Raw genomic sequence first — 14,836 nt, 5'->3', positions numbered from 1 at the left:
ATGAGCATCGTTTCTCCGTCCAAACTCACCCAGTTGCGTGACCTCTCCGTCGTGGTGGCCGATACCGGCGATTACGAGGCGATCAAGCGCTTGAAGCCGGTCGACTGCACGACCAATCCGACGCTGGTGAAGAAGGCGTTGGACCTGCCGGTGTACGCAGACCTGATCGAGCGCGAGCTGGCCTGGGGCCGGGCGCAGCCGGGCGAGCGGGAGACGGTGGTGCATGCGGTGGCCGATCGTTTGACGGTGGGCGTGGGCACGCTGTTGAGCTCGTTGGTGCCGGGGCGGGTGTCGACCGAGGTCGACGCGGACCAGGCGCACAACACCGAGGCGACGGTGGCCAAGGCGCGCCAGTTCATCGCGATGTACGCGGCTGCCGGCGTACCGCGCAGCAAGGTGTTGATCAAGATCGCGGCAACGTGGGCGGGCGTGGAGGCCGCGCGGGTACTGCAGGCCGAAGGCATCGACTGCAACCTGACGCTGATCTTCAATCCGACCCAGGCGCTGGCCTGCAGCGAGGCCGGCGCGTTCCTGATTTCGCCGTTCGTGGGGCGCATCCTGGACTGGTATGTGGCCAACGGGCAGAGCCCGGCCGACATCGATGCCGATCCGGGTGTGGTGTTCGTGCGCGGGGTGTACGCCGAGTTCAAGCGCCGGGGTTCGGCGACGGTGGTGATGGGGGCCTCGTTCCGTTCGACGGCGCAGATCGAGGCGCTGGCCGGCTGTGATCGCCTGACGATTTCGCCGGATCTGCTGGAGAAGCTGGACGCCGAGCACGGCGCGCTACCGCGCAGGCTGGTGGCCGGAGCAGCGGAACCGGTGTCGGTGACGCCGGTGGATGCGGCGCGTTTTGCCGCCGACCTGGCCGCCGACGCCATGGCCACCGAAAAGCTGGCGACCGGTATCGATGCGTTTGCCAAGGACCTGGACGCGCTGCGCCAGACGATCCGCGAGCGGCTGTAAGCGCGCCGGGTTGCTGGACGACAAAAGGCCCCGCATTGCGGGGCCTTTCTGGTTGATGCGGACCGGATCGTAGAGCCGACCGTTGGTCGGCTGCCGTCGACCCGCGCAGGGGCATGTGCAGCCGACCAACGCTCGGCGCTACGTGATCCTGCAGCCGACCAACGGTCGGCTCTACGTGGTCCTGCAGCCGACCAACGGTCGGCTCTACGTGATGTCCACGCCGATCGGGCAGCTCACCCCGGTGCCGCCGATGCCGCAGTAGCCATTCGGGTTCTTGGCCAGGTACTGCTGATGGTAGTCCTCTGCGTAGTAATACTCGGGCGCCGGGAACGCGATTTCGGTGGTGATCGGGCCGAGGCCGGCCTCGCTCAGCCGCTGCTGGTAGGCGTCGCGACTGGCCAGTGCCGCGTCGAACTGGGCCTGGCTGGTGGCGTGGATGGCCGACCGGTACTGGGTGCCGGCGTCGTTGCCCTGGCGCATGCCCTGGGTGGGGTCGTGGTTTTCCCAGAACACCTGCAGCACCTGCGCCAGCGAGATGATGGCCGGGTCGAACACCACTTCCACGATCTCGGTGTGCCCGGTCATGCCCGAGCAGACCTCTTCGTAGGTTGGGTGCGGGGTGGCCCCCCCGGCGTAGCCCACCGAGGTGGAGTACACCCCCGGCAGGGTCCAGAATTTGCGCTCGGCGCCCCAGAAACAGCCCATCGCCACGCGGATGCGCTGCAGGCCGGCAAAACCGTCCTTGAGCGGGTGGCTGTTGACGTAATGCTGGTTGTGCAGCGGCAGCGCGTGCTCGCGGCCCGACAGCGCCTCTTCCGGCCGCGGCAGGCGCTGCTTGAACGCTCCGATGCCCAGCAGGCCCTTGGCAATCCCCAACATGGCGTTCTCCTAGGCCGGTAACAGGCCGGCGCTTTCGTCACCGTCGAATATGGGGTCGTCCGGGGCGCCACCCAAGTCGAGCCCGGCCACGATGCCCTCGGCCTCCGGGCGGGCCAGGTCCGGCACGCAGACCCGCAGCACCCCGAACAGCGGCAGTTCGCCCATGCCGCCCAGCAGCGACTCGCCGAACACGAACGCGGGGATGCCCGCGTCCTCCAGCGCGTGCTTGACCAGATGGGCGTCAAACAGGTTGTCGGCCTGGTAGATCACGTGCATGGGCGGGCTCCGGCGGGTGTGGTCCCAGCATACCCCCGGGGGCTGAAGGCGTGCCGACCCGCGGCCCCCACCGACCGGAAGGCGCCCGGTAGTGCCGGCCGCTGGCCGGCTCCTCTTACTGCCGGCATTGTGCAGAGCCGGCCAGCGGCCGGCACTACCGGTTCCTTGCTGGCTCGTGCAGAGCCGGCCAGCGGCCGGCACTACCCGTTTAGCCTGTCGCTTCGCGACAGGCTAAACTGTTGGTCTTTCTGCCTTTTCATTGCGACCCGCGCATCATGTCCGAGCCTACTGCCGCCCCCACCGACGCCCTTCCGGAAACCCACGAAAAGCGGGATTTCATCCGTCAGATCGTTCGCGAGGACCTGGCCGCCGGCAAGCACGTCGCGATCAAGACGCGCTTCCCGCCCGAGCCCAATGGCTATCTGCACATCGGCCATGCCAAGTCGATCTGCCTGAACTTCGGCATCGCCGGCGAGTTCGGCGGCGTGTGCAACCTGCGCTTCGACGATACCAACCCGGCCAGGGAAGATCCCGAGTATGTCGCCGCCATCCAGGACGACGTGCGCTGGCTGGGCTTTGAGTGGAACGAACTGCGCCACGCCTCGGATTACTTCGACGCCTATTACCTGGCCGCCGAAAAGCTGATCCGCGACGGCAAGGCCTATGTGTGCGACCTGTCGGCCGAGGAAGTGCGTGCCTACCGCGGCACCCTGACCGAGCCGGGCCGCCCGTCCCCGTACCGCGAACGCAGCGTGGAAGAAAGCCTGGACCTGTTCAGGCGCATGCGCGCCGGTGAATTCCCGGACGGCGCGCGCACCGTGCGCGCCAAGATCGACATGACCAGCGGCAACATCAACCTGCGCGACCCGGCGCTGTACCGGATCAAGCACGTCGAGCACCAGAACACCGGCAACGCCTGGCCGATCTACCCCATGTACGACTTCGCGCATGCGCTGGGCGATTCCATCGAAGGCATCACCCACTCGCTGTGCACGCTGGAATTTGAAGACCATCGCCCGCTGTACGACTGGTGCGTGGACAACGTCGATTTCGCCCATGACGCCGCACTGACCGCACCGCTGGTGGAGCGCGGGCTGCCGCGTGAAGCGGCCAAGCCGCGCCAGATCGAGTTCTCGCGCTTGAACATCAACTACACCGTGATGAGCAAGCGCAAGCTGATGGCGCTGGTCACCGAACAGCTGGTGGATGGCTGGGAAGATCCGCGCATGCCGACCCTGCAGGGCCTGCGCCGCCGTGGCTACACCCCGGCGGCGATGCGCCTGTTCGCCGAACGCGTGGGCATCAGCAAGCAGAATTCGCTGATCGATTTCAGCGTGCTCGAAGGCGCCCTGCGCGAAGACCTGGACAGCGCCGCTGCGCGTCGCATGGCGGTGATCGACCCGGTCAAGCTGGTGCTGACCAACCTGGCCGATGGCCACGCCGAAACGCTGACCTTCTCCAACCATCCGAAGGATGAATCCTTTGGTACCCGTGAGGTGCCGTTCGCGCGCGAGCTGTGGATCGAGCGCGAGGACTTCGCCGAAGTACCGCCCAAGGGCTGGAAGCGCCTGGTGCCGGGCGGCGAAGTGCGCCTGCGCGGCGCCGGCATCATCCGCTGCGACGAGGTGGTCAAGGATGCCGATGGCACCATCACCGAGCTGCGCGGCTGGCTGGACCCTGAGTCGCGTCCGGGCATGGAAGGCGCCAACCGCAAGGTCAAGGGCACCATCCACTGGGTCAGCGCGGCACATGCCGTCCCGGCCGAGATCCGCCTGTACGACCGCCTGTTCTCGGTGCCCAACCCGGACGATGAATCGGACGGCAAGACCTACCGCGATTACCTGAACCCCGAATCGCGCCGCACCGTCACCGGCTATATCGAGCCGGCTGCGGCCAGTGCCGTGCCGGAGCAGGCGTTCCAGTTCGAGCGTACCGGCTACTTCGTCGCCGATCGCCGTGACCATACCGCCACCGCACCGGTGTTCAACCGCAGCGTGACCCTGCGCGACACCTGGTCGGCCTGAGCCGTCCAGGTTTCACCCGGCCGCAGAGACATCCACGCACGGCGTGGAGCTACGGTCTGCACCCTTTTTGAAGAGGCCCCCGCCCCGATGCTGTACGCGCAAGTCCACCTCACCCTGCCCGCCTGGATCCACGACCAGATCGACCTTGATCGGCGCTATCCGGGCGATGAAGCCAAGGTCGCACTGGCCATCGAGCTGTCGCGGCTGAACGTCGAGCACGCCAGCGGCGGCCCGTTCGGTGCGGTGGTGTTCGGCCCGGAAGACAAGGTGATCGCCGCCGGCGTCAACCGCGTGATGCCGCACACCACCTCGTTGGCGCATGCGGAGAACATGGCCTACATGCTGGCCCAGCAGCGCCTGCAGACCCCGCGCCTGAACGATGTGCTGGCCCCGATCACCCTGGCGACGTCGTCCCAGCCGTGCTGCCAGTGCTATGGCGCCACCATCTGGGCCGGCATCGACCGCCTGCTCATTGGTGCCAGCGCACAGGACGTAGAAGAACTGACCCCGTTCGATGAAGGCCCGTTGCCGGCCGACTGGGTGGGTGAACTCAACAAGCGTGGCATTGAAGTCGTACGCGGGCTTGAGCGTGATGCTGCGCGTGCCGTGCTGCGCCAATACGGGGAGATCAACGGTGCGCATTACTGATTACCGCGCTTCGGGCGCGACCGCATGAGCGGCCTGCTGTGTCTATGCCGCCAGGGTTTCGAGCCGGAGCTGGCCGGGGAACTGTCCGAACGCGCGGCCTACGCCGGCATTGCCGGCTACGCGCGCACCCAGCGCAACGACGGTTACGTACTGTTTGCCACCGACGAAGGCGCGGCGCTGTCCAAGGCGCTGCCGTGGCGTTCGCTGATCTTCGCCCGGCAGAAGCTGGTGGTGGTGGCCGAGCTGCCGCAGCTGGATCCGAGCGACCGCATCACCCCGATCATCGCCGCCCTGCAGGGCCAGCTGCGCTTCGGCGACATGTGGGTGGAGCATCCCGATTCGGATGCTGGCAAGCCACTGGCCGGGCTGGCCCGGGCGTTCGGCAATGCGCTGCGCCCGGCGCTGCGCAAGGCCGGCCTGCTCACCGACAAACCCAATACCGGCCTGCCCCGCCTGCACATCGTGTTTGTCGACGGTCGCCATGCATTCGTGTGCGTGGCCGATACCCGTGACAGCGCGCCGTGGGCGCTGGGCATTCCGCGCCTGAAGCTGCTTCCCGATGCCCCGTCGCGTTCGGCGTTGAAGCTGGACGAGGCGCTGCTGACCCTGATGACGCCCGAAGAACGCGAGCTGCTGGTCAAGCCCGGCATGCGTGCGGCCGATCTGGGCGCAGCCCCCGGTGGCTGGACCTGGGTGTTGACCCGCCAGCACGTGCGGGTGATCAGCGTGGACAACGGCCCGCTGCGCGAGCACGTGCTGGAAGGCGGGCTGGTCGAACACCTGCGTGCCGATGGCTTCCGTTGGCAGCCGGACGCACCGCTGGACTGGATGGTCTGCGACATGGTCGAGCAGCCGCGACGGGTCGCCGAACGCATGGCCACCTGGTTCCGCGAGGGCTGGTGCAAACATGCGATCTTCAACCTCAAGCTGCCGATGAAGAAGCGCTGGGATGAAACCCGGATGTGCCTGGACCTGTTCCAGGAACAGGCCGGCAAGCCGCTGGTGGTGCGTGCCAAACAGCTGTATCACGACCGCGAGGAAATCACCGTACTGGCCTCGCCGATGCGCTGAGTGCAACGGCCGGGCTCTGCCCGGCAGGCTCCACCCCCGTCATGCCTGGAGATAATGATGCGTCCTCGTTCCTGCCTGAGCATGCTGCTGTTGTCGCTGCCCACCCTGGCCGCGGCGCAGGCCTACACACCGGCCCCGGCCATCAGCGAACCACTGCGCGAGGTGCCCGCCAGCGTGCGCACCCAGTCCCTGTCCGAGGGTCGGGTGACCCACCAGGTGACGTTGCCCGCGCCGGCCGGCGAAGCGGCGGTGACGGTGCGTTCGGTGCAGCCGGTTAGCGTGGTGGGCCAGTACCGCTTCGCGTTCGCCACGCTGGATGTGGACGGCGACGGCTTCATCAGCCGCGCAGAGGCGCAGGCCAATCCGGCGCTGGCCGATGAGTTCACTGCGCTGGACGTGAAGCGGCGCGGCAAGCTGGACCGCGCCGACCTGGCCGGCTGGTGGGTGGATTGAACGGCGTCCACGCCATGCGTGGAGATGCATCACACCCCGGCGGCGCGCTTCCATAACAACGACACCAGCGGCGGCAGCTTGCCTGCACAGCCCAGCGCGCGGCCACGGGCCAGGGTCAGGTGCAGTTCGTCGTTGGAAAACACCTTGTTGATCGCATCGAAACTGTAGGCGGCCACGGCATTTTCGCTGCGGCGTTCGCGTGCCCAGCGCTGCAGGCGGTGCGGCGACATCCCGTCCTGGCGATGCCGTTGCGCCTGCAGCACCGTTTCGCGCAGCGCGGCAACGTCGCGCAGGCCCAGATTGACGCCCTGCCCGGCCAGCGGATGCACCACGTGCGCCGCATCGCCCAGTGCAAGCACGCGGCCGGCGACGTAAGCGGTGGCCAGCTGCCGACGCAGCGGGAAGGCTGCCCGCCTGGACGCCAGCGTCATCGTCCCCAGCCGCCCGGCGAAGGCATGGGTCAGTTCGCGGTCGAACGCGGCCGGGTCCAGCGCAAGCATCCGGTCGGCCTCCGCATCCGGCAGCGTCCACACGATCGAGCTGCGCCGCGGGCCAATCGGCAGCACCGCCAGTGGCCCGGTCACCAGGAAGCGCTGCCAGGCGGTGGCCTCCGTATCCTTTTCCGAATCAACGTAGGCCACCACGCCGCGCTGGCCGTAGTCCTGGCGTACCACCTCCAGCCCGGCAAGGCGACGCAACGTGGATTCAGCACCGTCGGCGGCGATTGCCAGCGATGCCTCCAGTCGTCGTCCATCCTCCAGGCGCAGGCGCACGCCGTCCGCGTCCTGCTCCAGCGCATCCACCCGCGCCGGGCTGCATACCTGCACGCCGGCAGCGGGCAACGCGGCCCACAGGCGATCAACGAGCAGATCGTTTTCGACGATCCAGCCCAGCTGCTCCCGGCCCAGCCGGTCGGCATCGAAACGCAGGTCATCGCCACCGGCCGCATCCCACACGCACATGCGCCGATACGCACAGGCACGCGCGGCCAGCACGCTCGGCCATACCCCCAGCGACACCAGCAACTGTGCGTTGTCCGGTGCAAACGCATACACGCGCAGGTCGGGCTGCCCGGGTTGCCAGGGTGCCGGCTCGCGGCCCTCGACCAACGTCACCTGCAGGCCTGCGTCGGCCAAGGCCAGCGCACAGGTCGCACCGACCACGCCGCCGCCCACCACGATCACATCGCGCGCGCGCCGGCTCATGCGCCACCCTCCCGGCACAGCGCCGGTACGTCACCGCGGTAGCCCATCGCCCCGCCGACCAGCATCGATTGCATCGGCGTGGCCTGCGCCGCCAGCAGGCCAAGGCTGCGCAGCGGCCGCATCAGCGGCGCCGGATTGCTGGTCAAGCGGGCCAGGCCGCCGGAGAAGGCGATGGTCTGCTGGCGGTCTTCCTGGCGCCGGGCCACATGGGCCTGCAGCAGCGCATCGGCGCCGGCATCGTCGGCCTCGGCGATCAGTTCAGCCAGGGTCAGCGCGTCGCGCAGCCCCAGGTTGAACCCCTGCGCCCCCAGCGGATGGATGGTCTGCGCGGCATTGCCCAGTAACACCGCGCGTTCGCCGACCAGCGCCCGGGCCAGCACCTGGATCAACGGATAGGCACTGCGCGGGCCGCTTTCCAGCAGCCGCCCGGCGCGCCAGCCGATGGCGTCCTGCAGCCGCTGCAGCCAGGCCGCATCGTCCAGCGCCAGTACTGCCTTGGCCTGGTCGCGGGCCACGCCGTGCACCGCGCCGTAGTGGCGGTCGCCACGCGGCAACAGTGCGGTGGGGCCGGTATCGGTGAAACGCTCGAACGCGGTGCCATCGGGCACGCGCGCGCTGCGCACCCGCGAGACGAACAGGGTCTGCTGGAAATCATGCTCGTCCACGCCGATGCCCAGCGCCTCGCGCACCCCGCTGCGGGTCCCGTCGGCACCGACTACCAGCCGGGCCAGCAGGCAGCGCTCGCCGTGGTCATCGGCGATGAACACCTGCCGATACCCCTCGACGGTGGCACCCAGCCGCACGAAGCGCGCCGGGCGATAACGGGTCAGGTGCGGCAGGCTGGCCAAGCGGGTTTCCAGCGCCTGGCCGAAATCACGTGCCACCACCACCTGCCCGAACCAGGGCCGCTGGTACTGGGCCGCGTCCATCTGCACGCGGCCGAAGTCGCCGGCGCGACTGACATGGATGCGGGTGATCGCGCCGGGCGCCGTGCCCAGCAACGGCATCACGCCCAAGGCGGTCAGGGCGTTGACCGTGGCCGCGGCGAAACTGAGGTTGCGCTGGTCGAACACCGCCGGCAGCGTGCCCGGCGGCGTGGCTTCCACCAGCCCTACCTCGCGCCCGGCGCGGTCCAGGGCAATGGCCAGGCTGGCGCCGACCAGGCCACCGCCCACGATCACTACATCATGTCGTTCACTCATGCCGCCCATGATAAGGGGTCGGCCGGGGCGGGGGCGTGCGGCGGCATGCCGCAGCAGGCGCTAGAATGAACGATCAACCCCTTCCCGTCGCCGCCATGACCACCCCTGCCCAACGCGCCTTCGTCCTGTCCGTGCTCGTGCTGCTGCTGGCTGCGACCCGGGTCAACCATTTCATGGCGATCCCCGACGCGTCCTGGGCGGTGTTCTTCATCGGCGGCTTCTACCTGCGCAGCTGGACCCGCTGGGCCTTCCCGCTGCTGATGGTGCTGGCCATCGTCATCGACATCCTGGTCATCAGCAGCAGCGGCCAGCAGTACCTGCAGCACTACTGCGTGTCGCCGGGCACCTGGATGCTGCTGCCGGCGTACTTCGCCCTGTGGGCCGGCGGCATGCTGCTGCGCCAGGGCTACCACGGTGCGCACTGGAGCACCCTGGCCAAGGGCGCACTGCTGCTGGTCGCGGCGGTCGCGGCCTGCCATCTGTTGGCACAGGGCGGCTTCTACTGGAGCAGCGACAGCGTGGCCGAACCCACCGTGGCCGGCTGGCTGCAGAATTACGCCGACTGGTTCGTCCCCTACCTGCGCACCGCGGCGATCTATGTCGGCCTGGCGGCGGCGCTGCAACTGGCCACCGAACAGGTCGGCAAGTTGCTGCAGGCCCGCCACGACGTGCTGCACTGAGCCGGCGCTGCGATGGGCAACCGGCTTTCGCGCATCTATACCCGTACCGGCGATGACGGCAGCACCGGGCTCGGCGATGGCAGTCGGGTGCCCAAGGATGCACTGCGGGTCAGCGCCTACGGCACGGTCGACGAGGCCAACTCGGCGCTGGGCGTGCTGCTGGCCGTCGCCCTGCCCGACGACGTGCGCGCGCTGCTGACCACCGTGCAGCACCAGTTGTTCGACCTGGGGGGCGAGCTGTGCATTCCTGGCCATGCCGCGATCCAGGCGGCAGACATCGCGGCACTGGAGCGCCAGCTCGACCATTACAACGCCGACCTGCCGGTATTGAAGGAGTTCATCCTGCCGGCCGGGGGCGAAGCCGCCGCGCGTTGCCATCTGGCCCGCACCATCGTCCGCCGTGCCGAACGCGACACCGTGGCACTGGCACGGCAGGAAACCGTCCGCGCCGAGGCGATCGGCTACCTCAACCGGCTTTCGGACCTGCTGTTCGTGCTGGCGCGGGTGCTGGCCCGTGCCGATGGCCACGGCGAAGTCCTGTGGCGACACGAACGCCGCCACGCCTGATCGCCCCCACCGCCCCACCGGAACCCCTGCCCGCATGCTGGTCTTCACCCACCCCGCCTGTCTGCAACACGATCCCGGCCGCGGCCACCCCGAATGCCCGCAACGCCTGCAGGTAGTGCTCGACGCCCTGCATGCGGCCTACCCGGACCAGCTGGACTGGCGCGACGCGCCGCCGGCCAAGCTGGGCGAGCTGGCCCGGGTGCATGACAGCGAACTGATCGACCGGGTCCTCAGCCCACAGACCGAGCCGCTGCGGCTGCTGGACATGGACACCCTGACCTCGCCCGGCTCGGCCAGCGCCGCCCTGCATGCCGCCGGCGCCGGCGTGGCCGCCGTCGATGCGGTGATGCTGGGCGAGGACCCGGTCGCGTTCTGCGCGGTCCGCCCCCCCGGCCACCATGCCAGTGCAGGCACCGCGATGGGCTTCTGCCTGTTCAACAACATCGCCGTGGCCGCGGCCTATGCGCGCGACCGCTACGGGCTGGAACGCATCGCCATCGTCGATTTCGACGTCCACCATGGCAACGGCACCCAGGACATCTTCGCCGCCGACCCGGGCGTGGCCTACTACAGCACCCACCAGGCCGGGCTGTTCCCCAACTCGGGCCTGCGCCGCGACCGGGGCGTCGGCAACCTGATGAACATCCTGCTGCCACCGGGCAGCGGCGGCTTCCGCTTCCGCAACACCTGGGCCGACGAGATGCTGCCGGCGATCGACGATTTCCGCCCGCAGCTGCTGCTGATCTCGGCCGGCTTCGATGCGCACATGCGCGACCCGCAAGCCGATCTGATGCTGGAGACCGACGACTTCGGCTGGATCACCGCCGAGCTGCGGGCGCTGGCCCGGCGCCACGGGGGCGGCCGGATGGTATCGATGCTGGAGGGCGGCTACGACCTGCAGGCCTTGGCCGAATGCAGCGTGGCGCACGTGGGCCAGCTGCGCTGACCCGCTGCGCGGTCCGGCCTCGCGCATGAACCTGAACCCTTTGCCGGCCGGGGCCTTCATTGCCCCTATGCAAGGGATGGGGCAAGCTACGATCCGTTTTCGTCTGAATCCGACTCCCGCGTGCGCCGAGCCCTCCGCCTGCTGCCTCTCCCCCTGAGCATCGCCATCTGCCTGCCGGCCATGGCCGACGACAAACCGGTGAACTGGGGCCTGTGCCCGGCCACCGATGTGTTGCCCGTGTTCTCCGATGCCCCCAAGCCCGACAAGGCGGCGGCCGCCGCCCGTGACCAACAGGACACCGACATCGAGGGCGACCAGCTGTTTGGTACCTCCACGGTGCCGCAGTACCAGGGCAACGTGGCGCTCAAGCGCGGCGACCAGTTCCTGGGCACCGACCACCTGAGTTTCGATACCGAAAGCGGCAACTACATCGCCGAGGGCAACGTCCGCTACCAGGATTCCTCGATCCGGATGGTGGCCAAGCGTGCCGAAGGCAACCAGGAAGCGGACACCCACAAGATCAGCGACATCCGTTACCAGCTGGTCTCCCGGCGCGGCAACGGCGGCGCCGAATCGGTCGACCTGCAGGGGGCGGTCGGGCAGATGCACCGCTCCACCTACACCACCTGCGACCCGTCCCAGCCGGTCTGGACGCTGTCGGCGCCGCAGATCGAAGTGGACAACGACGAAGGCTTCGGCACCGCACGCAATGCGATCCTGCGCATCGGCAAGGTGCCGGTGCTGTGGGCGCCCTACTTCAAGTTTCCGATCGACGACCGTCGCCAGACCGGCCTGCTGTACCCGGAGCTGGGCCTGTCCGGGCGCAACGGCTTCGATTACGCCCAGCCGATCTACTTCAACCTGGCGCCGAACTACGACGACACCTTGACCCCGCGCTACATGAGCAAGCGCGGTTTCATGCTCGACAATGAATTCCGCTATCTGTACGACGGTGGCCGCGGCGAGCTGCACACCGCCTACCTGCCCAACGACAAGCTGCGCGACAAGGACCGTGGGCAGGTCGAGTTCAACGGCTACCACAACATCAACGACCACTGGCAGGCCCGCGCCAACCTGGCCTGGGTCAGCGACGAGCGCTACACCGAGGATTTCTCCAGCAAGCTGCTGGGCGTGACCGCCTCCAACCTGCAGAGCCAGGTCGGCATCTACGGCACCGGTGAAAACTGGACCAGCGGCCTGATGGCCGATTACTGGCAGCTCACCGACTACACCCTCAACGAAGACGCCCTGCCCTATGCGCGTCAGCCGCGCGCGTTCTTCACCTGGGACAAGCCGCTGCTGCCGTGGCTGGAAACCGGCGTCTACGCCGAAGCGGTGCGGTTCACCCATGACGACGTCAACGTCAAGTTCGACGCCGCCGGCGAGTACGAGCGCACCGGCCAGGTGCTGCCGCGCTTCAACGGCTCGCGCCTGGACATCAAGCCGTACGTGTCGATGCCCTTCAGCGGCCCGTCCTGGTATGTCACCCCCACCGTGGCGTGGCGCTATACCGCCTACGACCTGGACCAGGGCCTGGCCGACCAGATCCGCCTGCAGAACCTGACCGCCGCCGGCATCACCAACCCGACCCCGGACCAGCTGCGCGGCAACACCTCGCCCAGCCGCAGCCTGCCGGTGGCCAGCCTGGACGCGGGCATGTTCTTCGACCGCGAGACCACCCTGGGCGGTAAATCGTTCCTGCATACGCTGGAGCCGCGCCTGTTCTACCTGCGCACGCCTTACCGCGACCAGAGCGACCTGCCGATCTTCGACACCCGTGATTTCACCTTCAGCTGGGGCCAGCTGTTCCGCGATTCGCGCTATACCGGCGCCGACCGCCAGAACGATGCCAACCAGCTGACCATGGCCTTGAGCACCCGTTTCATCGACCAGACCACCGGCCGCGAGCGCTTCTCCGGCAGCATCGGCCAGATCCTGTACTTCGATGATTCGAAGGTGACCCTGCCCAACAATCCGAGCCAGGTGGAGAAGGGCAAGTCGGCCTGGATCGCCGATGCCAATTACGCCATCAACGACCGCTGGAACCTGGGCGCCACCTACCAGTGGGACCCCAAGTACAAGCGTGAGGACCTGGCCAGCGTGCGTGCGCGCTACCTGATGTCCAACGACGGCGTGGTCAACCTGACCTACCGCCACCGCCTGAACGCACTGGCCTCGGCCACCGCGACCAAGGAAGAACGTACCCTGCTGGAACAGGTGGACCTGTCCTTCCTGTACCCGATCAGCCCGACCTGGAGCGTGGTGGGGCGTTACTACTACTCCCTGGAAGACAAGGCTCCACTGGAAATCATCGGTGGCGTGCAGTGGGACAGCTGCTGCCTGGCGGTCCGCGCCATCGCCCGCCGCTACGTCCGCAACCGCGAGGGCGAACTCAACAACTCCTTCCAGATCGAGTTCGTGCTCAAGGGCTTGAGCTCCATTGGCCAGAACACGGACCGCACCTTGCGCCGTGCTATTCTCGGGTACTACCGAGACGACCTCTATCTCGTGCCGCCCAGCAATACTGGCGCTGACCGCGAAGACTACGATCCGAACCTGATCCCATGACCAAGACCTTCCCTGTTCTACTCGCTTCCCTGCTTGCGGTTTCCACCGTCTCGGCACCGTTGCAGGTGCAGGCCCAGCAGGCCCAGCCGCTGGACCGTATTGCCGCCATCGTCGATGAAGACGTCGTGCTGCAGAGCGAACTGGACCGTGCGGTCCAGAACATCAAGGCGCAGTACGCCGGCCGCGAGGCCCAGCTGCCGCCCGAAGACGTGCTCAGCCGCCAGGTGCTTGAACGCCTGGTCCTGGTCAAGCTGCAGGTGGCCCGTGCCGAAAGCAGCGGGATCAAGATCAGCGACCAGGAACTCAACCAGGCCCTGAACGCGATCGCCCAGCAGAACGGCTCCAACCTGGACGCCCTGCGCCAGCGCCTGGCCCATGACGGCATCGATTTCAACGACTTCCGCAATTCGGTGCGCGATGAAATCACCGTGCAGCGCCTGCGCCAGAGCTTCGCGCAGAGCCGCATCAGCGTCAGCGAAGGTGAAGTGGATGCCGCGCTGAAGCAGCAGGCCAACGTGGGCACCCAGTACCACCTGGCGCACATCCTGATCGCGCTGCCCGAAGGCGCCACCGCCGAGCAGATCGGCACCGGCCAGAAGAAGGCCGATGGCGTCAAGGCGCTGCTGGACAAGCGTGAGCTGGATTTCAACGCCGCTGCGGTGCGCTACTCCGACAGCCCCAACGCGCTGGAAGGCGGCGACCTGGGCTGGCGCTCGCTGGATGAAATCCCCAATGCGTTCGCGCAGATGATGACCCAGATGAAGGCCGGCGATGTAGTCGGCCCGATCCGCGGCCCGAGCGGCTTCCAGCTGCTGAAGCTGGTGGAAGTGCGCGATGCCAGCGCCGCTGCCGGCGGCCAGACCATCACCGAGTACCACGGTCGCCATATCCTGGTGCGCATCACCGACCAGCAGGACAACGCGGCGGCGAAGGCCAAGATCGACACCCTGCGTGCACGCATCGCCGGCGGTGCCGAATTCGACGCGGTTGCCAAGGAGTCCTCCGAGGACAACAACAGCAAGGGCCAGGGCGGTGACCTGGGCTGGTTCCCGGTCGATGCGTTCGGTCCGGAATTCGGCAAGCAGGTGTCCGGCGTGGCCGACGGCGGCGTCAGCCAGCCGTTCCGCACCGATGCCGGCTGGCACATCGTGCAGCGCGTTGCCACGCGCCAGACCGATTCCACCACCGACAACGAGCGCGCCCAGATCCGCGAGACCATTGGTCGCCGCAAGCTGGAAGAAGAGTACAACCGCTACCTGCAGGAACTGCGTGGCGAAGCCTACGTGAACCTGCGCACCGGCAGTGCTGACGGCGCCGAAGGCGCTGCCACCCCTACCCCGCCGAAGTCCTGAGT

The 14,836-nt window shown here is 67.9% G+C and carries 14 protein-coding genes; 10 read left to right on the top strand and 4 right to left on the bottom strand.

Translation table 11 applies throughout. From position 1 onward, the window contains the following. Positions 1 to 6: 6 nt before the first annotated feature. Positions 7 to 963 (top strand): transaldolase, encoded by a 957-nt coding sequence (locus AC3IR9_RS03640; protein WP_489295693.1) that lies wholly within the window; start codon positions 7 to 9, stop codon positions 961 to 963. A gap of 204 nt (positions 964 to 1,167) precedes the next feature. On the opposite strand, the gene msrA is transcribed toward AC3IR9_RS03640, so the two are convergent. Then, a complete protein-coding gene (gene msrA, locus AC3IR9_RS03635; protein WP_489295691.1) occupies positions 1,168 to 1,821 on the bottom strand; it encodes a peptide-methionine (S)-S-oxide reductase MsrA in 654 nt (217 codons plus the stop codon). 30 nt (positions 1,822 to 1,851) lie between these two features. Then, entirely contained in the window at positions 1,852 to 2,118 is a 267-nt protein-coding gene (locus AC3IR9_RS03630; protein WP_038690397.1) for a putative signal transducing protein, read from the bottom strand. Positions 2,119 to 2,393: 275 nt separating this feature from the next. Between AC3IR9_RS03630 and AC3IR9_RS03625 the strand changes: the two genes are divergently transcribed. The 4 genes from AC3IR9_RS03625 (at position 2,394) to AC3IR9_RS03610 (ending at position 6,314) form a co-directional block, all read left to right on the top strand. Then, positions 2,394 to 4,142: a glutamine--tRNA ligase/YqeY domain fusion protein gene (locus AC3IR9_RS03625; protein ID WP_489294110.1), complete on the top strand. Its 1,749-nt coding sequence runs from the start codon at positions 2,394 to 2,396 to the stop codon at positions 4,140 to 4,142. Positions 4,143 to 4,229: 87 nt separating this feature from the next. After that, entirely contained in the window at positions 4,230 to 4,790 is a 561-nt protein-coding gene (locus tag AC3IR9_RS03620) for a nucleoside deaminase (RefSeq protein WP_489294109.1), read from the top strand. Between the two features lie 24 nt (positions 4,791 to 4,814). Beyond that, positions 4,815 to 5,861, top strand: a complete 1,047-nt coding sequence (gene rlmM / locus AC3IR9_RS03615) for a 23S rRNA (cytidine(2498)-2'-O)-methyltransferase RlmM (protein WP_489294108.1) — start codon at positions 4,815 to 4,817, stop codon at positions 5,859 to 5,861. A 57-nt stretch (positions 5,862 to 5,918) separates the two neighbouring features. Beyond that, positions 5,919 to 6,314, top strand: a complete 396-nt coding sequence (locus AC3IR9_RS03610; RefSeq protein ID WP_489294107.1) for an EF-hand domain-containing protein — start codon at positions 5,919 to 5,921, stop codon at positions 6,312 to 6,314. A gap of 29 nt (positions 6,315 to 6,343) precedes the next feature. Here the strand turns inward: AC3IR9_RS03610 and AC3IR9_RS03605 are convergent, their stop codons facing one another. Together AC3IR9_RS03605 and ubiH are read right to left on the bottom strand one after the other, a co-directional pair. Next, positions 6,344 to 7,519: a UbiH/UbiF family hydroxylase gene (locus AC3IR9_RS03605; protein WP_489294106.1), complete on the bottom strand. Its 1,176-nt coding sequence runs from the start codon at positions 7,517 to 7,519 to the stop codon at positions 6,344 to 6,346. Further along, complete coding sequence (gene ubiH, locus AC3IR9_RS03600; RefSeq protein WP_489294104.1) at positions 7,516 to 8,721, bottom strand: 2-octaprenyl-6-methoxyphenyl hydroxylase; 1,206 nt, start codon at positions 8,719 to 8,721, stop codon at positions 7,516 to 7,518. Before ubiH ends, AC3IR9_RS03605 begins: the two co-directional genes overlap by 4 nt. Positions 8,722 to 8,816: 95 nt before the next feature. On the opposite strand from ubiH, the gene AC3IR9_RS03595 reads away from it, so the two are divergent. The 5 genes from AC3IR9_RS03595 to AC3IR9_RS03575 all read left to right on the top strand — a co-directional run bounded on the left by AC3IR9_RS03595 (position 8,817) and on the right by AC3IR9_RS03575 (position 14,834). Next, on the top strand, positions 8,817 to 9,401 hold the full coding sequence (locus tag AC3IR9_RS03595) for a hypothetical protein (protein ID WP_489295689.1): 585 nt from the start codon (positions 8,817 to 8,819) through the stop codon (positions 9,399 to 9,401). 12 nt (positions 9,402 to 9,413) lie between these two features. Further along, a complete protein-coding gene (locus AC3IR9_RS03590) occupies positions 9,414 to 9,968 on the top strand; it encodes a cob(I)yrinic acid a,c-diamide adenosyltransferase (protein WP_489294103.1) in 555 nt (184 codons plus the stop codon). 34 nt (positions 9,969 to 10,002) lie between these two features. Continuing rightward, positions 10,003 to 10,914, top strand: a complete 912-nt coding sequence (locus tag AC3IR9_RS03585) for a histone deacetylase family protein (protein WP_489294102.1) — start codon at positions 10,003 to 10,005, stop codon at positions 10,912 to 10,914. Between the two features lie 120 nt (positions 10,915 to 11,034). Then, on the top strand, positions 11,035 to 13,482 hold the full coding sequence (gene lptD / locus AC3IR9_RS03580; RefSeq protein WP_489294101.1) for an LPS-assembly protein LptD: 2,448 nt from the start codon (positions 11,035 to 11,037) through the stop codon (positions 13,480 to 13,482). Then, complete coding sequence (locus tag AC3IR9_RS03575) at positions 13,479 to 14,834, top strand: peptidylprolyl isomerase (RefSeq protein WP_489294099.1); 1,356 nt, start codon at positions 13,479 to 13,481, stop codon at positions 14,832 to 14,834. Before lptD ends, AC3IR9_RS03575 begins: the two co-directional genes overlap by 4 nt. The last annotated feature ends 2 nt before the right edge of the window (positions 14,835 to 14,836 follow it).

This window comes from Stenotrophomonas sp. GL_101, assembly GCF_057835675.1.
Note: the sequence above shows the minus strand (reverse complement) of the source record. Positions and strands in the feature narration are given on the sequence as shown.